We start from the raw sequence: 20826 nt of genomic DNA on the forward strand, positions 1-20826 counted from the left end.
TTCAATTATAGGTTTTGTCTGCTCTTGATTTGGTTTGGTTGAAGTTCACTAATTATATCTCGACCAAGCTGTAGCGCGAGATGGAGAGTATCTAACATGCACCAGTTTTCAACGATCTTGCCGTTTGAACACCGCCACCAATCACAGTCACGCATAAAGACACGATTGCCTGTTGGCTCAATTCCAAGGAACGGTTTTACATGAACGCCTGTAATCATTTTCCAACCATGTAGAAATGCATAGTCACCGTCGCCTGCTTTACAATCAGCTGTAACTCCAGAAATCCCATCTTCTTTTCCTTCACCCCAGCCAGCAAAAGTCTTTTCAAAGGGACGTTGAAAAGCATCAAATGCGTCAATGGTAGCGTAAGTACCTAATCCTCCAGGTCCATACCAAACCATGTTATCACTCCAATAAGGCTTCCACTCAGCATCTTCTGTGGCTAATCGTTTGAGCATACCTTCCACTAAATCTGCACTGGCCCTAGATGTTAACGGGTTTGGTTCTTCAATAAGAACACCGTCATGCGTAGCAGGTCCAGGTACTAGGCCTTCATACCCCTTGCTAGGGCATAGGGGCCAAAGCCCTAGTGCAATGATCAATTCTGCCAGGCCCAGATATACATAGGTTTCAGTAATTTCCCCATTTTCCATTTTGTGAAATTCGCCAAAGCGCAGAAAAGCCATTTTGTTGCTTGGCGGGATGCCGAAGAGAGGCTTTTTGAAGTGCCCATAAAAATATCCATTTGAGGTGACCCATTCTGTACCTTGGTATTCTCCTCCAAGAACAATGTAATTTTGTCGGGTAAAGCCATCAAGTGACTGCGTAATTGGTAAAATTATATCTGAATAATATCCAATTCCTTGAGCGGCTTCATTGATTGGGTGACTGGCATTTATTTTTGCGGTGGTATGAAAGTGATCAATAACACCAGCTTTTATTTTTTCTAAATTGCTCGTTTCAAAATGACTGAGAAACTCAAAATAAGTTTTTTTGTTGTGAAAGCTTGTTTGAGTTGCAACTCCCATTTCAGCTCTATTCATTCGAGTACTCATCTCAGCAACCTTTTTGTAGCTCATTCCCACAATCATTCATGCAAAAGTTATCTGCAAGGGGGAGGGGGCAAAAATGTCTGGGATCAGGGCTTAAGGGTCTAAAGAGCGTGAAGTGCTAAGATAGGGTCAGTCATCCGAAGGTGAGACCAGTATTCGTCTAGTTTAGCCGCAGCCTCTAAAGCCCTTGTCTTAGCAGTCTGGCCAGACCTAGTCTTCAATCCCTAAACTATTCAAGGATAGAAATAATGCTGCACAAGACCAGCCAGCACAATCCTAATCTTCTCTTCTGCACAATAGTGCTTACGCGTCTTACGCTTGATACCTCTGACCAACTTATCAGCGGCTTCTTTCGATGTTCCGGATCTCTTATTCATCTTCGCTCCTTAAGAGCTGCGATGAACCAGAAATCCTCCCTTGCTTAAACCGCTAAATCTTTCCAGTAGGCGCTGACGTCAGACACCTACAAATCGTAATTTAACTCTCGTCAAAACCCATCCAGAGAAATAAAACCCAAGACCGGTGAGTATCGTCGTTGCATAGAAACTAACTCGCTCTGTAAACTCCATATCGTTCAAGAATGGATATGGAAGTCCATTCGTCACGGAACCCTCGGGCGTAGCATTAAGTGGCCCAGTTAGGACTTCTGTCCAAAAAATATAAAGTAAGCATATACCTATGATTGTTAGAGCACCCTTTTTAACTTGCGTAAATGAGTTATTAAAAAATAATGCATCAAGAATTAATAGTAGCGGACCTAGAATATGGAGGTAATATTCCTGAAACCAGACAATTGACCCCGAGTAATTCACCAATTTTGGGTCGATAAAATATAGCTTCCAGTATAAGAAAACGACCATCGCATTGAGAACTGCTATCGCCGAAACAAATCCAAGATAACCTTCTGGAAGACCCTGGCGTTTTATCCAGTATAAAAGCCATGTAGCTATCATAGCACCGGTCAAACCCCAGATGGTGAGATAGCGAAAATGGATCCCAAAATTATCATAGTTTGCTGCTGTAAATTGGTAGAGAAAATACCCAATTGAGAGCAGCAGGCAGACAAACCTGTATCTCAAGATAAATCTATGATTAAACTTTAGCATCACTCACCTACAGAATAACAAACGGATGTCTTCTACCTACCTATCCAAATAAACTAGACCCATCAGGAAAGCAAAGAAACTGCTCAAAACAAAATTAGGGTAGAAAATTTGTACATAAATGGACTCAGAATTGGCACACATAGACTCAACTGGGTACAACTAAGTTTCTGCATTTGTTATTAGTTTAAAAGAAATGGTGCAGTTGATCGGAACAACCTAGAACCCGTAATGAGGGATTTAATGCGTTGATTTAAGGTACTGATAGTCAACTGTCTCGTGAATGCGATCATTCAGATTTAAGACTTTTCTAAGTTCCATCTCAGCTAATCCTTTAAGCACATCAAGTATTAAGGATGCCCCCACTTTACCGTTGGCAATTAACTCATCACAATGATCACGATCTTGTAGAGTTAAATTATAAGGCTCCACTGCATTCCAGAACGCTAGATAGTCCAGTGGTTCCAACCACTCTGTAATATCTTGAAGATCTTCAAAAACAACCATAACTCGATCATATCAAATCTGGAATGGCAAATACAAGCTTCGCTAATAGGGGCGGATGGATATAAGCTTCTTTGCTTTGTCTTAGTACCTCTCACCCAATCAAGAAGTGCCAGGCCAAAGCAGGTTATAACTGACTTTTGTTAAATGCGGCGAAAAGCGACATTTATCAGTTAGCGATTTGAAATTCGTTATATTTCTGGTGGTCATTGCGATGAACGTTTCACTAAATTAGAAAGTCAATTATGTTTCAATGGCTTATATGCTATTTAAACAGCAGAAATATCATTGAAAGGTTTTTGCGCACCAATAACTCGGAATAAATATTACATAATACCCATTAAAATAAGGGCTTTAAAAAAACATTATCTTGCAATAATTGAAAAGGTCATTTATTGATGGTTTCAATCTATGGAGAATTCAAATGGCTGATGCGACAATCAAATTAGAAAACGGAACGACGATAACTGTTTCAGGATCGGCGGAGGAGATTGCGCGTGTTGCGATGCTTTACGGTGGTGGATCTAAGCCAGCGACCAAGTCCCCAAGAAACAACCAGCAAAATTCGGATAAACAAACCAAGGCAGCCGACGAACTTCACGAGGGAGTCGATCTTTCTCAAATTGCAAACACAATAAACGATTGTGAAGAATCTGAGGCGCTGGAAGAACATGTGTTGGACAGCAATGACGCTGTAAACAAAGTCATGATGTGCCTCTACATAAATGATAAGTATTTTGACTCAAATCCTGCTTTGACCACAGGAGATATTAGTAAAATACTGTCACAACTTGGTATACCTGTATCCACTTCTGGAGTTTCACTTGCTATATCCCGCAAAGCCACCAGATATGTGATGAAAGACAATGTCACTAAAAAGGGCGCGATTATCCGTTACTCAATAAATAGACCGGGTAAAAAGTATTTTGAAGACGTCTTGAGTGGCAAGAAAGTGATGCTGGCAAAAGCCAAACCACGGAAGCAACCTTCTAAGGCGGCTGAAACAAAAACGACAAATTCAGTTAAGGGCGCAACGCCCGTACCTAAAGGAAAAAGATCGACTGCATATAAGCCAAAATACAATGCAACGCTCGACTTACATGGATTGAGTAAATTTGCTGCGACGTACAAATCGAATAACAACTCTGAGCATTTGGTGGTGTTTCTTAAATTTCTTGCCGATGAAGCTAATATTGAAGCCATATCAGGAGATGACATCTACACTTGTTTCACGGAACTTAAGTCAATGATCAAATTGCCTGGGTCGTTTATGGATACGCTTCGGAACGCGCAGAATCGTGATCACTTGATTGCCTATGAGAGAGGCTTCACGGACATGACGTTAACGCCAAAAGGCGAAAACTTGTTCAACCATGACATCGTAAAGCGGGAAAAGTAATTGGCCAGCCTGCAAGAACTATTGGGCTTTTGTGAAAGCGATCAAGAACTCGAAAATCGCGAGCTCGTCGAGCTTATGGTTTACTATGAGACCGTGGTTCATGGAAATGATTTTTGCTCTTCTGCGGAAATCCGAAATATGTTCACTTCGATCAACCATCCAATCCCAGGCCGTATTGCTCAGTACCTTACCGAAGGAACCAGCAAGCAGCGTCGTCAGTATGTCAAGCGGGGCAAAGGCTACGCACTTCACCGTATTAATTTGACCAAGCTTGACGAGAAATTCTCGAGTTACACCGGTGTTGTGAAACCCGTATCAAATGAAAACATTTTGACTGCTAGTTCGTGCACTGGCGGGCGAAAGTATTTGGTTTCATTAGTGGAACAAATCAATGGCAGCTACACATATGGGTTTTATGATGGCACCGCTGTATTGATGCGCAGAATGATGGAATCTCTCATCATTTCATCTTTTGAGAATAAAGCTAAAGAGGCTCAAATTCGTGATGCAGATGGTAATTATCTAATGTTGAGAGATTTGATCAGCCAAGCCAAGAATCCTTCCAACTTTAAACTCTCGAGGGGTATGGGCGAGGTGATGGACTTGATTAAAGATTTGGGTGACACTGCAGCTCATAATAGGTCGTACATAACAAAAAAGATGGATATTGATAACGTTCAAAGCAAATTTCGTCGCTTGATAGAGGAGCTTTGTGTGTTGGCCGGGATTCCAAATTCTTGAATACGGTTGCAACTGCAACCCTGTCACATGGCGAATGGCAGAACTGCCCTTGGATGTCAGCTTTCTGGAATACGCTTTGATCCTAACCATCACCAGCCAATGACCGATATGGGCCATTCTTTCTCGGGGATGCAACGGGGGCTTTGCTCCCTTGCCAAGAAGTAGGGGTCTGCCCCCACACATCTTGCATTTGTTTAAGTGTTTGCACTCCAGAATATCAACGCTGGAGTAAAATTACATTACTTGGGTTGCGGAGATTTGTCCATAGTCCCGCATAACAGAGCTGCCTCACAGCTTGCGTCGTGAAGTGGGGCTGTGGTCAAATCGAATGTGATGTTTCTGAATGTAAACTAGAACCCACAAGTGAAAGTGATGTAAGTCCTTATAATTGAAGAATAAAAGCGGATTAACACGTTCTAAATATGCGCTCGAATCTATGTTAAGAGAGGAGCTTTTAAGGTGTTTAAAAACACAAACTAGAACCTCGAATAATACAAATAACTCAATAGGTTAACATCAAAATTCGACGTAAAGTTTGAAATGGTGCCCAGGAGAGGACACTGGTTCCCTACTAAGGCCCCAAGCAGACCCCCGTATCTAACGATATCAATAGCTTAGCTGCTGTGGCCTTGTGTTGTCTAGGGCACTTTTGGTGGCCTCTTTGGTGGACCCGAGTTGGGTCCCATAGTCGACTTTAGAGACCCCCGGTACCTTTGGTTTCTAATGGTTTTCAAAAGTAGGGCTAAAGGTCGGCCGTTGTTGTTGCTGTTGTCTGATCAGTTGTTAGACACGGGCAACTAAAAGCACTCACTAGAGAGGCCCTTAGAGCCCCTCAGAAGCCTCCTGAGTGGGGGTAATTCTGGGGTTGGTTTGGTTGCTGGGGGGCTTTGGGGAGTCCTAGAGGGCCCTGTGAGGCTTGGGTGTGCTGGTGGTAGACTTTGGATACCTGTGTGTGGCTGCCGATGCAATTTTTATTGGTTTCCCAGGGCGTCTTTTAAAGACAGAAAGGGTCGTGAGTTATGAGTGAACCATTGATAGATTACAACGTCCTTGCTTTTGCTAAATACTTGGACTGCATGTCATTGGCATGTTAGGAAAAATAGCGCTTCAAATTAGGAATGCTGGTTAAAGGGGAGCCAACATGAGAGTTTTGATCACTGGTGCAAATCGTGGCATTGGGCGCGCGCTTTATGATGGTTACGTTGCACGCGGCGACGATGTCATCGCCACAACTCGAAACCAGGCTTCTGACGGCTGGCTACAACTGGATGTCACAGACCCTGCGTCGGTTTCTGTGATGGCAAATCAGTTAAAGGGAGAAGCGATTGATCTGTTGATTTGCAATGCGGGTGTTTATCTAGATAAAGGCAATGAACTCGGTAATGGTTACACGTCGAATGTCTGGGCTGATACTTTTGCGGCCAATGTCACTGGCGTTTTCCTCACTATTGAAGCACTGCTGTCAAACCTACGCGCAGTAGGTGGCAAAGTGGCGATCATTTCCTCGCAGATGGGGTCCAGCGAACGTGCAGGCGGCAACGCATTTGCTTACCGCGCGTCCAAGGCTGCCGCACTGAATTTGGGGCGCAATCTGGCCGTAGATCTGTCCCCTGATGTCGCCGTTGGGATTTACCATCCGGGCTGGGTGCAAACCGATATGGGAGGTGTGAAGGCTGACATCACAGTGGACGAGTCGTCCTCCGGATTGCTGCGGCGCTTCGATTTGCTTGGGCCAGACACTACTGGCTGCTTTGAGATGTGGAACGGCGAGGCGATGCCCTACTGACACCCCGTCTTTTCAAGCAAAGGGCACTGTCAGAGCAAAACTAGTTGAGGTGGGCATCTCTGCCGATATCTTGGGACACGAAAAGAAGACCATGACCTATGGATTATATTCTGGGGGATCTTCGATGGAATAAAAAGCGGCGGCAGTGAACCTGATTGACTATGGTTTAAGCTAAAACACTGAGCAGAAAGAACCTTTAAGGCATGGCATACACATCGTAACCGTCTGGTCTCCCCCCTCTGACGCTTTTGGGGATGGCTTGATAATGTGCACCATCGTTAGTGGACATCTTGAGGTACTCTATGGCGGGAAAGAAGGGTCAGAAGAAAAGGTTTTGGTCTGACGACGAGAAATATTCGATCTGTGCGCAGGCGCGGGTGGCAAGTATTTCTGTGGCGCAGGTCGCACGCCGGTATTTGATGAATGCCAATTTGATCCACAAGTGGCTTCGCGACCCTCGGTTTGCCGCTGATGTTTCGGATGATGTTCTGGAGATTGATGAAGTGCCGGCCTTTCTGCCTGTTGAGATTGAGGGCGTGGCTCCATCCCTGGCGTCAGAGCCCCCACCGGCGCTGGAGGCTCCTCTGTCGGCGCAGCGGGTTGATATCACCTTGTCGGATGGCCGACGTATATTGGTGGAAGGCGCGACGTGCTTGTCTGCTGTTGTGGCTTTGGTCGAAGGATTGATGGTTTGATCCCGGTCCCGGCGCAAACGAAGATATGGCTGGCGGCTGGGGTGACGGACATGCGCAAGCAGTTTAATGGTCTTTCCGCACTGGCAGAAGCTGTGTTGAAGCAGGACCCGTATTCGGGTCATCTGTTTGTGTTTCGAGGCCGGTGGGGCGACTTGATCAAGATTATATGGTGGGACGGCCAGGGGGCGTGCATGTTTTCCAAGCGTTTTGAGAAGGGCAAATTCGTTTGGCCCAGTGCTAAGGACGGTAAGATCAGCGCGACACCTGCGCAACTGTCGATGCTTCTCGAGGGGATTGACTGGCGTATGCCAAAGCGGACATGGCAGCCTTTGGCGGCTGGCAATTTAACAACAAATTCAGCGGTGTAGGATTCCCATTTGTACGCCTATCCGCTATAGGATCGGCAATGCTGAAAGACCTTGATATCACCCCGGATGACCCCGCTGAACTCAAGGCCGTGAACCGACTTTTGGCGGCTGAAGTCAAGGCGCAAGCGCTGCAAATTGAGAAGCTCAAGCACCAGCTTGCAGGGCATCAGCGGCATCGGTTCGGGTCAAAAGCGGAATCGGCTGACCAGCTTAATTTGCAGCTTCAGTTGGAAGAGGAAGAAACCGCCGCCGCGCGAACTGCACCGCCGGAAGAAGCCTCTGCCCCAGAGCCGAAGCAAATACCAAAGCGCAAGCCGCTGCCCCCAACTCTGCCGCGCAATGAGCAGGTTCTGAGCCCTGGCGAGACCTGTAAATGCGGCGGCGATTTGCGCACCATCGGCGAGGACGTGACCGAAGAGCTGGATTATATTCCTGGGCGCTTCATCGTAAATCGCATCGTCCGGCCCCGGATGGCGTGCACGTGTTGTGAACGGATCGTTCAGGCACCGCTGCCATCGCGCCCGATTGAGCGCGGTCGGCCCGGCGCTGGTCTTTTGGCGCATGTGTTGGTCAATAAGTACGCAGATCACCTTCCGCTTTATCGCCAATCGCAGATATTTGGCCGCGAGGGAATTGATCTGGACCGGTCCACACTGGCGGGTTGGGTTGGTCAGTCCTCAAAGCTACTGGAACCTCTGGCCGATGCCATCGGGCGGCATGTTCGTCAGGGACAAGCTATTTTCGCGGACGATACGCCGATCAAAATGCAGGCCAAAAAGAAATGCGCAACCGCACGCATCTGGACTTATGTGCGTGACGGGCGGCCTTGGGCCAGCGGTGATCCCCCGGCGGCTTGATATAAGTTCAGCACGGACAGGCAAGGCAAGCATCCCACCGATCACCTTAGCCAGTACAAGGGATGGATCCATGCAGATGGCTACGCTGGGTTCAACGACTTGTTCGCCAAGGATGAGGTTCATGAGATGGCCTGCATGGCCCATGTCAGGCGCAAATTTGTCGATATCTTCCAGTCGCAGCAATCACAGATCGCCGAAGAAGCCATCAAACGCATCGCGCTTCTCTACAAGGTCGAAAAGGCCGCCCGTGGAAAGCCGCCCGAAGAACGGGTCGCCCTGCGCCAACGCGACGCCAAACCGGTCTTTGATGAATTGGAAACCTGGCTGGATGCCCAGCTGAACCGCATCTCGGGCAAGTCAGAACTGGCCAAAGCCATCCGCTATGCCCTGGACCGAATGACGAAAATGCGCAGTTGTCTGAACAACGGCTCACTGGAGATCGACAATAATTCAGCCGAGCGTTCAATTCGCTGCGTGGCTTTAGGCCGCAAGAATTTCCTCTTTGTGGGCTCCAAAGGTGGAGGTGAGGCCGCGGCCATCGCCTATACCCTGATCGAAACTGCTAAATTGAACGGCATCGATCCCCAAGCCTGGCTCACATGGGTCCTCGCCCAAATCGCCGACCATAAAATCACACGTCTGGACGAACTCTTCCCATGGCGTTACGCTGCCATAGCAGCGTAACAGAGCTGACCAACCCGCGCCAGAGCCCCCAGACCAAACGCAGACTCATCTTGAGCTATCCGCTTCAATCCTTCAAAAAGTGTTCCCGTGGAGATGCCCATAAAGCGGTTAATACAAACGTTTCCAACATAGGTCTCATGCTCAGTTAATCGGTATGCGGGCCAGAGAGGTCAGCCTTCGCTTTGATTTCTGCCCCTTCGATCACCTTGTGCAAACGCGGTGCGCGCGGGTCAGTGGCGGTGTCGACAATATGTAAATTGTTCGAGCGGACGCCGGGTAGGATAAGATATTTCCGAGACATGGAACTATCGTCGTGGCAGCTTGAGCAAGCATTCCAGCCCATGTGATGCAACTCATCACCGATACCTGGCATTTCCAGCCGGTGGATGACTTGCGAGTATGTTGGACTATCAGGGTCTACGTCAACCGTTGCTAAATAATCCGGCTTTTGGATGCCAGTTCCAGTGTAAATTGCAATCGTGTACAGGAGCTTTTCGCGAGGAGCTTCTATTGCTTCTTGGGGACTTGAATACCCTGGACCACAACAATCTTTCATCTCAAGTTCCCATTCTATCCGCAATTGCAACGATACGATACATGTCGCGAAGGACGGGCTTTTCGATCAGCTTACCGTCTATCACAATGAGACCCGTATTCGCCTTTTCAAACTCAGAAATTATGCGCCTTGCGCGCGTAATTTGCGCCTCCGAAGGCGTAAAGACTGCGTTCAGAGCAGCAATTTGCTTTGGATGAACAGAACCTTTCCCAGAGAAACCAAGATCGCGAACACGCTCAGCTTCTACGCGCATCCCTTCAGGGTCATCCAAGTCAAGATATGGAACATCAATGACATCAAGACCTGCAGCTGCAGAGGCATGCACAACTCGTGAGCGTGCATAGACAAGAGCATCATAATTATTTTGGCATCGCAATTCTGCGGCCATATCCACACCACCAAAAAACATTGCGTCAATGCGATCCGAGCATTTGGCAATTTCAAACGCGGACTCTAGGCCCTCATTGGTTTCGATAATCACGTGCAGGCGCGTCTCGTGGGCTGCTTCAGTCAGTAATTGATCAAGGATGATCACCTCATCAGGCGTTCTAACCTTCGGCATCATCAGAGCGGGTGGTGGCGTTTTGCTTGCAAGGATTGCATTGACGTCCTCAATCCCAAACCGTTCACGCATCGAGTTAATCCGCACGATCCTCTCGACCCCATCGTTGGCTTGAGGTTGTTCGAATAAAGCAAGTGCGTTTTTGCGCGCCTCAGCCTTGTCTTTTGGCGCAATGCCATCCTCTAGTTCCACACAGACAATGTCAGCACCTGATGCCAAGGCTTTCGGATACATGTCAGGACGAAGCCCCGGCGTGAAAATGAAGCTACGGCGCGGACGTATGATGCGGTTTGTCATCTAAATTCTCCCCCAAAATTTTTCTTTTATCGTTCTGTCTGTTGTCAGGGTTTTTCGGACTGGTGAAGTGTTTTCCTAACGGAGGCTCTGGTTCAGTTTCTGTTTGAGTTTAGGCTGCAACGGATTGATGTTGCAAGCGTCGCTTCTGGAGTGTCTGTTTTTTGATTTCCTTTCTCATTTTCAGGATTTTGCTACCCTGCCCATAGTAGACGTCTGCAGGCGTAAGGTTTTGTAAGCTCTCATGGTAGCGAGTATTGTTATAATGATCGACAAATGCGCCTATCTGCCTTTCAAGATCCCCCGGCAGGTAGTAATTCTCAAGGAGCACACGGTTTTTCATTGTCTGATGCCATCGCTCAATCTTTCCCTGAGTTTGTGGGTGATGCGGCGCCCCACGAACATGATCCATCCCCTTGGCGTCGAGGTAATCAGCGAGCTCTGCGGCGACATATGATGATCCGTTGTCACTCAGAAGCCGGGGCTTGTGTAAAACGGTTGCTCGATCGCACCCAGACACGTTAAGCGCCAAATCCAGTGTTTCAGTGACATCGGCAGCCTTCATTGTGGTGCAAAGTTTCCAGGTGATAATATAGCGGCTGTAGTCGTCGAGGATGCTCGATAAGTAATACCAGCCCCAGCCAATGACCTTGAGATAGGTAAAGTCAGTCTGCCAAAGCTGGTTCGGGAAACTGGTTTTATCGTGGAACTCATTGGCTGCCTTAATGGCCACATGAGCTGGGGCAGTGATCAAATTTTCAGCTTTGAGAATGCGATAAGCTGATGATTCAGAGACAAAGTATCGCTTCTCATCTGTGTATTTGACCGCCAGTTCACGCGCCGTCAGATCCTCATGCTCTAGCGCAAACGCAATGAAGCTATCTCGTACTTCATCCGGGATGCGGCTTCACACTGAACGAGGTCGTGGAGAACGATCCACCAGCGCGTCCAGGCCGCCTTCAACCCACCGAGCATACCAATCGTAATAGGTGCTGCTAGGAACCCCAATCATCGACAGGGTCTGTTTGACCGGCAAGTGTGAGGCTTCCACGGTGTGGATGATTTCAATCTTCTCAGAGGCGGAATATCTCATTCGTCGAACTCCCCATCCCCGAGCATGCTTTTTTTAAGCAGGCGGTTCTCAAGCGTTAGCTCCGCGACCACCTCTTTCAAGGCAGATGATTGCGAACGCAACTCTTTGACCTCAGGAGAGGACGCCTGGCGTGCAGTATCGCCCGCCAAACGGTTCTTGCCAGCCTCCAGGAATTCCTTCGACCATGAGTAGTAAAGGCTCTCGGCAATACCCTCGCGGCGGCACAGACCTGCAATGCTTTCCTCGCCGCGTAGACCAGCCAGCACAATCCTGATCTTCTCTTCTGCACAATAGTGCTTACGCGTCTTACGCTTGATACCTCTGACCAACTTATCAGCGGCTTCTTTAGATGTTCCGGATCTCTTATTCATCTTCGCTCCTTAACAGCTGCGATGAACCAGAAATCCTCCCTTGCTTAAACCCCTAAATCTTTCCGGTACGCGCTGACCTCAGACACTCAGTAATGCTTTCATTGAAAGGGAAAGGCGGCTTTTTTTCTTGTGTTTAATTTTCACTGAAAAGGAGAAAGAAATGGGTTGGCTGTTTTACCATAACCGCGTTGACGATGTTGAAGCTGAAATCAAAAAACTGTGCACATATGATTCAGATGAAGTGTCTCAATTTCCCGTCTACATAACACATCATGGATCAACTTGGTACGCTGCCATAAAAACGACGTTTAAAAAGAAGGTGCGCGATAACTTAAGTTATGGGACGTGCGGCTGATTGGAACGATATCCCCTCATAAGGGTTGGGTTTCATCCATATGAGTAGATATTAAAAAGCGGACTCTGATCACGTCATTTCCGGCTGACTCGCCATCATCTTTTCTTTAACGAATTCGGTGCGTTCCTCGACATTTGCGCACGGCAGCTCCACAAGTTTATACCCTGACTTGTCATAGACTTTGACCATTGCTTCATAGGTTGCACTGGCTTCTCTGAAATTTTGTTTTCGTTCTGCGTCCCGGGCGTAGATTTTCTTCCAAGGAGGGGCTATGAAAACAGTTCTATTGTATCGGAACCGACGCGTAGCTTGGTGCATATATTCGGGAATTTCCTGCCCGATGGCCGTCAAGAACCCAAGCGGATCCAGAATGCCGCGATCGAAGGCAGTTTTTTGTGTCGGATCCGTTTCGCAATATGTCACTAGGCCGACTCCGAGTTCCATCTGGGCGTATGCCATCGGGTCCTTCCACGGCAGAACATCGCCTCCAATCACTTGTTGGGTCTGGATGATCCTGCGTCCGCTTTCTGGTACGCTAGCAACACCGAGTGTGCGTAGAGCGTTGATCAAAGTGGACTTGCCGGATCCTGGACCGCCGGTAAGGATAAAGAAATTGTCACGCAATTCAGCCATGGGTATCGAGCCCTTCTAATTGGTCGTAGAGGCCTTGTGTTTCACTTTGGTATGTATCCTGCAAAATTTGATCCAAAAATTTACTGAAGCGCGTGTGCAGTACTAAGCCTTCGCCTGGCTCACATGGGTCCTTACCCAAATCGCCGATCACAAAATCACACGTCTCAACGAGCTCCTCCCGTGGCGTTACGCTGCAATAGCAGCGTAACTGAACCCATCGATCCGCGCCAGAGCCCCCAGACCAAACGGGTACCCAACCTCGATCAATAATCGCAGATCAAATCATACCAAAAAAGAGGGGGTTGCCTTGATGCTTACTACAGAGCCATCATGGGAAGCGTGCTCTCTCACTTCACCGCCACGGGAACGCTCAGCAAAGCCTTTCGCCTTTGCCTGAATTTCCGCCTTTGTACCGGCACGCGCGGATGCTTTCTGTCCACCAGCTTTCTGCGCTTTACAGCCTTTCCCGTCTTTAGAGATATGATAGTATGACATCGAATCGGCTCCGTTTGCATCAGTTTTTTCGTAATCAGCAATTAGGCAGAAAATTGAGGTTTGACCACGAAACTGAAGATCTTGTGCAAAATCATCAAGAACACGCCGGTTGGGCGAACACCTTAGTGAACCGCAGCGAACATAACCTCCTGTTCTGTCGCGCCTACACCTTCGAATTCCTCTACGATCTGCCCCTTTCGCGCCACGAGAATACGATCGGACATGCTCAAAATTTCAGGCAAGTATGAAGATACCATGATTACGGCGATACTGTCTTCAGCCAGTTGTTCGATGAACCGGTGGATTTCCTTTATCGCACCAACATCCACCCCACGGGTAGGTTCATCGAAGATAACGACTTTCGGTTTTTGGACCAAGCCTTTGGCTATCACAACCTTTTGTTGATTTCCGCCAGACAACTCAACTACATTCGCATCCGGGCTGATTGCACGAATATTCAGCTTGTCAAACCAGTATTGCGACAGCTTTCGCGCTTCAGCATAATCAATCACGTTCCACAGTTCGGTTTTACTTACGAGATGGCCTAGCTGAATATTCTGCGTAATAGTCATATTCTCAAAGAAACCTTCGATTTTACGGTCTTCGGTTACATAAACTATGCCATCACGAACAGCCTGACGAGGTACCCTGTAACGCACTTCGCGCCCTTCAAATACAATGTTTCCTCCATGAAAAAGATCGCGCTTGTATACACCTGCAAGTACTTTCATCATTTCGGTTCTACCAGACCCTATAAGCCCGAAAACACCAGTAATCTGACCAGAGAAAATCGAAAATGACGTGTTTCGAACAGAGGCTCCCATCGAAAGGTTTTCAACGCTCATAATTTTTTCTTTTCCGGACCGGATTATGCGGGAGTTCCCTCCCACATCCGCATATGCTGAATTGGATAGGTCCCTTCCGATCATCGCTTGAACAATGCGGCCACGGTCAAACTTACCGCATTCGTCATTGTCCACGATGCGCCCATCACGCAATACTGTGATCGTATCAGAAATATCCAGCGCTTCTTCTAGGGCATGTGAGATGAAAACCAAAGAAACACCACTAATCCGAAGACGCTTCATCAATTCAAAAAAGTGATATTTTTCTTCCGGTGTTAGTGTTGCTGTCGGCTCGTCAAATATGATTACACGCGCCTTGTGATGTACTGCTCTAGCAATCTCAATCATTTGGCATTGTGCCGCCCCAAGTGAGGAAACCAACTGGGTCGGATCTACATGAAAATTGAGTGATTGCAGGAATTGTTGTGCGGCTATATTTAATTTGCGCAGCCCATTAAACATGCTTTCATCTCCCAGAAATATATTCTGAGCAACTGTCATCGTCGGAACAAGACTGTTTTCCTGGAATACCATCGCGATACCACTATCCAGCCCTTCTCCAGGGTTGGCAAAGTGTTGTTCCGTACCATCGACAAAAAGTTGACCCTTGCTAAGAACATGAACACCGGCAATTACCTTGGTCAATGTAGATTTGCCTGCACCGTTTTCTCCCAATAGGGAATGCACTTCTCCAGGCATCAGCTTGAAATTGACATCTTCGATTGCAATAGCTCCCCGGAAATCTTTGGTTCCGTCGCGGATCTCAACAATCGGTATTTTTTTTACTGAATCCATTTTCTATTTTATACTATTAAATTTCACCAACACACCATCGCCTTTTGCTGCAGCGAAGATCGATTCCCCATTATTTTCAGCTTGTTCCACAATGCTGGTGACACCATGTACATTTCCATCAGCGCGGCTGTGCAAGCTTTCAATCGGTTGAAATTCCTCATTCAAACGTACAGCCAATCCATATGAAAACACAGGAGCCCATGGTTTCAATACGCCTAACTGCTTGACCGCACCCCATTGCATTGGCTCATGAAAGCTACGGCCACCACGAAGGGTGGGCGCTACCCAGAAGGGCTTTTCGATATCACGCATCATTCGAGTGCGATATTCTTTATCGTTTAAAACGAACTCCACCAGCTGGTTTCTGGGTGCGAATATTGCCAGCCATACGGATCCATCAGCATTTAGTGTCAAGGCACCAGGATAGCCGGGTAAACGGGAAAGGATAGTTTCAACTCCATTTTTTTTCGACTTCTGGCTGTTAGGATTGGACAAAGCACACAGCCTATGCTGCCATGCCTCAGTAAAAATAAGCCGGTTATCATTGACGCCAATAAGACCTGCAGGATAGGCTAATCTCGAGAGCAAAACCTTTGGAACTCCTCCGCCTGTCTCCCAAATCAAAATGCTTCCACTGCTGCCTTTTGACATCAGATCAGCTTGCCAAGCTGATGGTGCGAAATGCTTTGATCCGCAAGCGATAATCAGATGAGTTTTGTCCCAGAATAGGAGAGCTGTGGGGCAGAAAACATCTATTTGCTCTGTTACATCGTCTTTGCCTGAATCAAAGATCAATACTATTCCTTCGTTCAGACCAATTGCAAGTCGGTTCTCAGACCAGTAGGCCAAGCTGGAAATCTCAGAAGTGAACTGACGCACTGGTCTAAAGCCGCTGGCATCAACGCGTCCCAATTGATCTCCACTCGTGGCCCAAAGCTCGTCCAGACCGACTGTTAGATTATCAATTTCTGGAACTTCGACGATACGTTCCGCAGCATCCAGTTTTTCGTTTGGTTTCATCGGGCCATCCATCACCGGCATGAGAATTGCTGCATCGCCCCGCCCGAGCACCCGGTTAAAGGTGGATTTTATTACTCTAATCATGACAGATTTCCCCAATAGGACTTAGAGCCGGTCCAATCTTGATCAGAATCGGGAATTTTATATTTCCCAATCCGATTGTTTGAAACCCCTCCGAGATAAAGATAGCCCTTATGCTCGCGCATACTTGAAAGCATGGGGTGGTTTACTCCTCCCAAATCCCACAACGCATCTAAGACTTCCCCGTTTTCGTCGAACTTTAAAACACAACCTGTATTGATATTGGGAAACAGCCATGAATCATCTGATACTCGGCGCGCCATACGTTTTCGGAAACTTGGCATTGTCTGCGCCAAATCAAGAGCTGGGCCACGCATTCCCAGCAGTGCCAGCCAGTAAGTGCCATCAGAAGCCCGGTTAATATTGTCAGGGTATCCAGGAAGATTTGGAATAACCGGTTCGACGGATCCGTTTTTCGGTCCATTAATCCAGTAACGGGAAATTCGGCAGGCCCAGGATTCTGCAAACAAGATGGATTGACCGTCATGGGAGGTGCAGATCCCGTTAGGAAAGATAAGGTTGGAAACGATGGTTTTTGTTTTGTTGGTTTTCGGGTCATGACAGACAATCCTCCCATTGCCCCGGCTTTCAAGACAGTCTACCGCCCAAGTGTGAGTGTCAAACCGTTTTGTTGCTTCAGAAAAATAGATCTTACCATCAGGAGCGATATCAAGATCGTCAGCTAAATTGAGACGTGAATCATCAACAACCGAGGTCCAACTCCGATTTGTTTGATCGGTGATCTTAGAGACGCTACCCAGTGGTGAAACCGAATAAACCCCCATGCTCGCAACGCAGGTAATCAGATTACCGTTTGCATCAAATGCCATCCCCAGCGGGCGTCCACCGATATGAGCGAATGTCACCATTTCCTTGTAGTCGGGAGCAAGAAACTTGGCGATGTCACCCTGTCGTGTTCCAGCATAAAGGTTGTCATCTTCGTCAAGGATAACATCCTCTGGGCCTTCAATCTTACCCAGGCCGATAATGTCGACATGGTGGAGCTTGTTGTTTTCGGCATATGGGGAGTCGCTCTTTGCCGAGGTTGAAGGAGCTGGGAAAAGCCGCATGTAAGTTGGTGAAACATACACTTTGCTCAGAATTTTACCGCGATTTTTCAACCATCTGACATCAATCAACACCGCCAACATCAGAATTACACCAAATATCAACGAGCTTGCACCTCCCTGAATGCCCAATCGGATCAAACCGTTCGACAATAACAGCACGATGATCGCTCCAAAGATTGCCTTGGCAACGGATCCTCTGCCTCCACCAAGACTGGTGCCGCCTAGAACAGCTGCTGTGAGAGCCATGATCTCCATTCCATTTCCAGCATCTGAACTTGCACTTGATAATCGAGAGGCGAACATGAAAGCCGCGATGGCACAGAGCAAGCCGCTAGTCACATAAGTCAGAAATACCGTCCGCTTAACATTCACACCTGCATTGTGAGCCGACCGGCGTGCACCCCCAACAGCCATCAAATGCCACCCTGGCCTCATGCGGCTGATCCCGATATGGAGAAATAGAGCAATTAAGCCTGTGGCGATGAAGGTGTAAGGAATGTTCCACACGTCATCCTCGCCAATAGCGAACCAGAGGTTAGAATCCGGGAATATTGCCATGATCCCCACCGCATGTTTCTGCAACAGAAGATCAACGATTGAGCGAAAAATGATAAGCGAGACCAGCGTGGTCAAAAAGGCACGTAGTCTTAAGTATCCAATAAAGTATCCATTGAAGGCACCACAAAGAATGCCCGCAAGGCAAGTAAGGCAAAATGTCGGCAGAGGGTGCATCCCAAAAATATGCACACAATAAAGAGCTGTAAAATTACCAACCGCAAATATTGAACCTACAGAAAGGTCAATACCACCGCCTATCATCACAATGGTCATCGCCAGAACGACCAACCCCAGTTCGGCAATCTGACGGGAATAATCCGTTATCGCATAAGCAGTGAAAAAGTTTGGAATGGCCAGTTGTAGACATATGATAAGAGCCAGCAAAGTAACAAATGGTATTGCATTGTCTGTCCAGCGTTTTGTCAGGATTTCGCCGATTACGTGATCAGGTATCAGCTTATAGCGCCACCTGCGTACTGTTTCGCGGTTCATTCAAAACCCCATTGCTTTGCTCAACTGTTTTCTATCCGAGTGTCAAAATACATTTCTGTATTGTGACACTCTTCATAGAAAGCTATTTTCCTTAGTTTCCTGAAACTGACTCTTTAGTCCAGCAAGCGCCGTTTCTGCGTTGGACATTGAGATTTTCTTTAGTCATTATGGTCAAGGGAGAATAATGCGAATATTTGAAAGCACCAGCCTTGCTCTCTACCTGTAGCAGCGCACGCGCCGCATTGGCGAGTTCAAGAGCCTGACGAGGTACATCGTATGAAATGGCAACGTCGAATGTTCCGTTTTCAAGATTGTCACAAGCATCCTTATGCCCGCCGCCGGACGTTACCACGAAAATGTCATCTTTCAGGCCTGCTTCCTTGATTGCAGCACTGGTTCCGACGTCCATTGTATCCCAGAATCCGATGGCAGCACAAAGATCAGGATGCTGTTGCACTACGGTCTCCATAATCGCGCGAGCTTTTGAAGCATCCCAATCCGCTGCCTGATTAGACACTACCTGAATATGGGGATGTTGATCCAGGATATTGTAAACCCCGCGAACCTGAAAAATGCTTGCAGAAGCAGTGAGGACACCCTGCATAATGGCAACTTTTCCGCTGGAGTCCGGACCACATTGTTTGGCCGCTAATTTTGCAACTTCTTCTCCAACCTGAATCCAATCGGCACCGACGAAAATGTCCGATGAGTGAGAGGAATGCATCTGAATTTGCACAACATGCAGACCTTCTTTTTCAGCCTTGCGCAAAACACGCGAGTAACTTTGTTCATCAGGTGACTGAACCATAATCAGGTCAGGCCGTTCCCCGATCAGTGAGGTCAGCGTGCGCACGCCGGCATCGACACTCCAGTTTGGATCACGAATTTCAAGCTCAATCCCCAACGGCAACAGCTCGCGTTTCAGGCCAGCCCACCATCCTTCTGACAAATCGTAACCCATTCCAATTGGAATATACACAACCTTTTTGCCCTTCATTGTATCTACGTATTTGTCGTGTCGTGGGTCAGGTAATCCTTTGTCCTGGGCAAAAGTTGGCGAAACGCAGGTTAGAATCGTGGCTACTACTGTGAGAGCCAGTTTGTTGATCAGTTTTCTCATAAATTTTCCTCCTATTTATTTTAAGGAGACAGGACCACGTCTCTGGTTTGTCTTGGCCAAGAAAGTTATATGACTCCTTGCTGGCTGGTTTGTTCATTATTATTTTAAGGAGACAGGACCACGTCTCTGATTTGTCTCGGCCAAGAAAGTTATATATCTCCTTGCTGGCTGGTTTGTTCATCACGTGGGTTCACCAAAGTGTCGATGACAATAGCAACCAGAAGAACGAGTCCCTTGATCAAATTCTGTTCCGTATGGGAAAGGTTCATAATGGTCATACCGTTCAACAAAACCCCGATCATAACCGTACCAAGTAGAACGTTGATCATCCCGCCTTTACCACCTGAAAGACCAATTCCTCCAACAACTACAACCAGCAAGACATCGTAAATCATGGTTGAGGTGTACAGTCTGGTGTTGATCTGACTAACAGCACCTGAAATCAGCAAACCAGCTACGAGCGCAATCAGGCCGGACACAATATAGATGAGCATTATTGTAGGTCTGACGGGAATGCCTGCCGATCTTGCTGCAACTGGATTGTCGCCAATCGCATAAATGTATTTCCCAAGGGTTGTGCGGCGGAGAATTAACGTGAAAACAAGCGCAATTGTGAGAAAGCAGATTATTGGTATAGGAACACCAAAAATTTTCCCGCGCCCCAGAAACTCGACCCAACCTGCATCGGCAGGTAGATAATTTGAGTCGCTGGAAATCAATCCTACCCTTCCGATGCCATAGACGATTCCGCCCATCGCCAGCGTTGCAAAAATTGCCGGCAGCTCTCCATAGGCGACCAGAAAGCCGGAAATAGCTCCCATAGTAATTACAAAAATGATGCCTGCTGAAAGTGCTAACCAGAATGGCACACCGCTTTCGAAAACACCTCCTGGTTGCGCTATCACCACCGATATTGCGGTTCCAATCACCATGATTGCCACCATAGAAAGATCAACGCCGCGGGAAATCACAACTAATGCCATACCTATTCCTAAGATACCTAATACCGATACGCTGCGCAAAAGGGAAAGAAGATTATCGATGCTTAAAAAACCGTTCAAAAACAAAGAGAAGACAAGAAAAAGTGTGGCCGTAATAAGCGCAACAATCTTTGACTGATCGATCAACATTACCCCCCCTAGCTGATATTATTACCTCAAATGCAACACGCATTTGAGGTATTTGTTCTCTTGAAAATAGGACATGAATGGGGTTGGCGAAATTAGAATTGAGAGATAGGCTCTATACCAAAATGTTAACGTATTGCGGTGGTAAGTAACCACAGTTGATAGCTAGA

At 47.3% G+C, this 20826-nt stretch carries 17 protein-coding genes and 4 pseudogenes; 7 read left to right on the plus strand and 14 right to left on the minus strand.

What is annotated here, in order from left to right:
- Nucleotides 1–5: 5 nt before the first annotated feature.
- The 4 genes from GN278_07305 to GN278_07320 all read right to left on the minus strand — a co-directional run bounded on the left by GN278_07305 (nucleotide 6) and on the right by GN278_07320 (nucleotide 2662).
- Nucleotides 6–1091 (minus strand): hypothetical protein, encoded by a 1086-nt coding sequence (locus GN278_07305; GenBank protein XAT60634.1) that lies wholly within the window; start codon nucleotides 1089–1091, stop codon nucleotides 6–8.
- A 194-nt stretch (nucleotides 1092–1285) separates the two neighbouring features.
- Nucleotides 1286–1429, minus strand: coding sequence for a hypothetical protein (locus tag GN278_07310; protein ID XAT60635.1), 144 nt, complete (start codon nucleotides 1427–1429; stop codon nucleotides 1286–1288).
- Nucleotides 1430–1507: 78 nt separating this feature from the next.
- Nucleotides 1508–2158 carry a hypothetical protein gene (locus GN278_07315; protein XAT60636.1) on the minus strand — a complete coding sequence of 217 codons (651 nt, stop codon included), beginning with the start codon at nucleotides 2156–2158 and terminating at the stop codon, nucleotides 1508–1510.
- A gap of 237 nt (nucleotides 2159–2395) precedes the next feature.
- Entirely contained in the window at nucleotides 2396–2662 is a 267-nt protein-coding gene (locus tag GN278_07320) for a hypothetical protein (GenBank protein ID XAT60637.1), read from the minus strand.
- Nucleotides 2663–3083: 421 nt separating this feature from the next.
- On the opposite strand from GN278_07320, the gene GN278_07325 reads away from it, so the two are divergent.
- The 6 genes and pseudogenes from GN278_07325 to GN278_07350 all read left to right on the plus strand — a co-directional run bounded on the left by GN278_07325 (nucleotide 3084) and on the right by GN278_07350 (nucleotide 9189).
- On the plus strand, nucleotides 3084–4058 hold the full coding sequence (locus GN278_07325; protein ID XAT60638.1) for a hypothetical protein: 975 nt from the start codon (nucleotides 3084–3086) through the stop codon (nucleotides 4056–4058).
- On the plus strand, nucleotides 4059–4799 hold the full coding sequence (locus tag GN278_07330) for a hypothetical protein (protein ID XAT60639.1): 741 nt from the start codon (nucleotides 4059–4061) through the stop codon (nucleotides 4797–4799).
- A gap of 1141 nt (nucleotides 4800–5940) precedes the next feature.
- Nucleotides 5941–6585 (plus strand): SDR family NAD(P)-dependent oxidoreductase, encoded by a 645-nt coding sequence (locus GN278_07335; GenBank protein ID XAT60640.1) that lies wholly within the window; start codon nucleotides 5941–5943, stop codon nucleotides 6583–6585.
- Between the two features lie 302 nt (nucleotides 6586–6887).
- Nucleotides 6888–7280 (plus strand): transposase, encoded by a 393-nt coding sequence (locus tag GN278_07340; GenBank protein ID XAT60641.1) that lies wholly within the window; start codon nucleotides 6888–6890, stop codon nucleotides 7278–7280.
- Entirely contained in the window at nucleotides 7277–7648 is a 372-nt protein-coding gene (gene tnpB, locus GN278_07345; GenBank protein XAT60642.1) for an IS66 family insertion sequence element accessory protein TnpB, read from the plus strand. Before GN278_07340 ends, tnpB begins: the two co-directional genes overlap by 4 nt.
- A gap of 89 nt (nucleotides 7649–7737) precedes the next feature.
- Nucleotides 7738–9189 (plus strand): annotated as a pseudogene (locus GN278_07350) (IS66 family transposase).
- A gap of 151 nt (nucleotides 9190–9340) precedes the next feature.
- Here GN278_07350 and GN278_07355 read toward each other — a convergent pair.
- The 4 genes and pseudogenes from GN278_07355 to GN278_07370 form a co-directional block, all read right to left on the minus strand.
- A pseudogene (locus tag GN278_07355) lies at nucleotides 9341–9745 on the minus strand (selenium-binding protein).
- A gap of 1 nt (nucleotide 9746) precedes the next feature.
- The gene (locus GN278_07360) at nucleotides 9747–10604 is read right to left on the minus strand and encodes a CoA ester lyase (protein XAT60643.1); all 858 of its coding nucleotides are present in this window, start codon (nucleotides 10602–10604) and stop codon (nucleotides 9747–9749) included.
- Nucleotides 10605–10713: 109 nt separating this feature from the next.
- Nucleotides 10714–12065 (minus strand): annotated as a pseudogene (locus GN278_07365) (IS3 family transposase).
- Between the two features lie 424 nt (nucleotides 12066–12489).
- Nucleotides 12490–13053: an AAA family ATPase gene (locus GN278_07370; protein ID XAT60644.1), complete on the minus strand. Its 564-nt coding sequence runs from the start codon at nucleotides 13051–13053 to the stop codon at nucleotides 12490–12492.
- Between the two features lie 112 nt (nucleotides 13054–13165).
- Here GN278_07370 and GN278_07375 point away from each other — a divergent pair.
- Nucleotides 13166–13261 (plus strand): annotated as a pseudogene (locus GN278_07375) (hypothetical protein).
- Between the two features lie 74 nt (nucleotides 13262–13335).
- Here GN278_07375 and GN278_07380 read toward each other — a convergent pair.
- The 6 genes from GN278_07380 to GN278_07405 all read right to left on the minus strand — a co-directional run bounded on the left by GN278_07380 (nucleotide 13336) and on the right by GN278_07405 (nucleotide 20659).
- The gene (locus tag GN278_07380) at nucleotides 13336–13548 is read right to left on the minus strand and encodes a DUF2188 domain-containing protein (GenBank protein XAT60645.1); all 213 of its coding nucleotides are present in this window, start codon (nucleotides 13546–13548) and stop codon (nucleotides 13336–13338) included.
- 122 nt (nucleotides 13549–13670) lie between these two features.
- Nucleotides 13671–15188, minus strand: coding sequence for an ATP-binding cassette domain-containing protein (locus GN278_07385; GenBank protein ID XAT60646.1), 1518 nt, complete (start codon nucleotides 15186–15188; stop codon nucleotides 13671–13673).
- A 3-nt stretch (nucleotides 15189–15191) separates the two neighbouring features.
- Nucleotides 15192–16292 (minus strand): hypothetical protein, encoded by a 1101-nt coding sequence (locus tag GN278_07390; protein XAT60647.1) that lies wholly within the window; start codon nucleotides 16290–16292, stop codon nucleotides 15192–15194.
- Nucleotides 16289–18409 carry an ABC transporter permease gene (locus GN278_07395; protein ID XAT60648.1) on the minus strand — a complete coding sequence of 707 codons (2121 nt, stop codon included), beginning with the start codon at nucleotides 18407–18409 and terminating at the stop codon, nucleotides 16289–16291. The genes GN278_07390 and GN278_07395 overlap by 4 nt, the downstream gene beginning before the upstream one ends.
- Nucleotides 18410–18500: 91 nt before the next feature.
- Nucleotides 18501–19529 carry a substrate-binding domain-containing protein gene (locus tag GN278_07400; protein ID XAT60649.1) on the minus strand — a complete coding sequence of 343 codons (1029 nt, stop codon included), beginning with the start codon at nucleotides 19527–19529 and terminating at the stop codon, nucleotides 18501–18503.
- A 149-nt stretch (nucleotides 19530–19678) separates the two neighbouring features.
- Nucleotides 19679–20659: an ABC transporter permease gene (locus GN278_07405; protein ID XAT60650.1), complete on the minus strand. Its 981-nt coding sequence runs from the start codon at nucleotides 20657–20659 to the stop codon at nucleotides 19679–19681.
- Nucleotides 20660–20826 lie beyond the last annotated feature (167 nt).

Source organism: Rhodobacteraceae bacterium Araon29 (genome assembly GCA_039640505.1).
Lineage (GTDB): Bacteria > Pseudomonadota > Alphaproteobacteria > Rhodobacterales > Rhodobacteraceae > CABZJG01.

Bases quoted from the DNA above. Each gene is read 5' to 3' on its own strand.
- GN278_07305 (XAT60634.1), bottom strand. From the start codon at position 1,091: ATGATTGTGGGAATGAGCTACAAAAAGGTTGCTGAGATGAGTACTCGA.
- GN278_07310 (XAT60635.1), bottom strand. From the start codon at position 1,429: ATGAATAAGAGATCCGGAACATCGAAAGAAGCCGCTGATAAGTTGGTC.
- GN278_07315 (XAT60636.1), bottom strand. From the start codon at position 2,158: ATGCTAAAGTTTAATCATAGATTTATCTTGAGATACAGGTTTGTCTGC.
- GN278_07320 (XAT60637.1), bottom strand. From the start codon at position 2,662: ATGGTTGTTTTTGAAGATCTTCAAGATATTACAGAGTGGTTGGAACCA.
- GN278_07325 (XAT60638.1), top strand. From the start codon at position 3,084: ATGGCTGATGCGACAATCAAATTAGAAAACGGAACGACGATAACTGTT.
- GN278_07335 (XAT60640.1), top strand. From the start codon at position 5,941: ATGAGAGTTTTGATCACTGGTGCAAATCGTGGCATTGGGCGCGCGCTT.
- GN278_07340 (XAT60641.1), top strand. From the start codon at position 6,888: ATGGCGGGAAAGAAGGGTCAGAAGAAAAGGTTTTGGTCTGACGACGAG.
- GN278_07360 (XAT60643.1), bottom strand. From the start codon at position 10,604: ATGACAAACCGCATCATACGTCCGCGCCGTAGCTTCATTTTCACGCCG.
- GN278_07370 (XAT60644.1), bottom strand. From the start codon at position 13,053: ATGGCTGAATTGCGTGACAATTTCTTTATCCTTACCGGCGGTCCAGGA.
- GN278_07380 (XAT60645.1), bottom strand. From the start codon at position 13,548: ATGTCATACTATCATATCTCTAAAGACGGGAAAGGCTGTAAAGCGCAG.
- GN278_07385 (XAT60646.1), bottom strand. From the start codon at position 15,188: ATGGATTCAGTAAAAAAAATACCGATTGTTGAGATCCGCGACGGAACC.
- GN278_07390 (XAT60647.1), bottom strand. From the start codon at position 16,292: ATGATTAGAGTAATAAAATCCACCTTTAACCGGGTGCTCGGGCGGGGC.
- GN278_07395 (XAT60648.1), bottom strand. From the start codon at position 18,409: ATGAACCGCGAAACAGTACGCAGGTGGCGCTATAAGCTGATACCTGAT.
- GN278_07400 (XAT60649.1), bottom strand. From the start codon at position 19,529: ATGAGAAAACTGATCAACAAACTGGCTCTCACAGTAGTAGCCACGATT.
- GN278_07405 (XAT60650.1), bottom strand. From the start codon at position 20,659: ATGTTGATCGATCAGTCAAAGATTGTTGCGCTTATTACGGCCACACTT.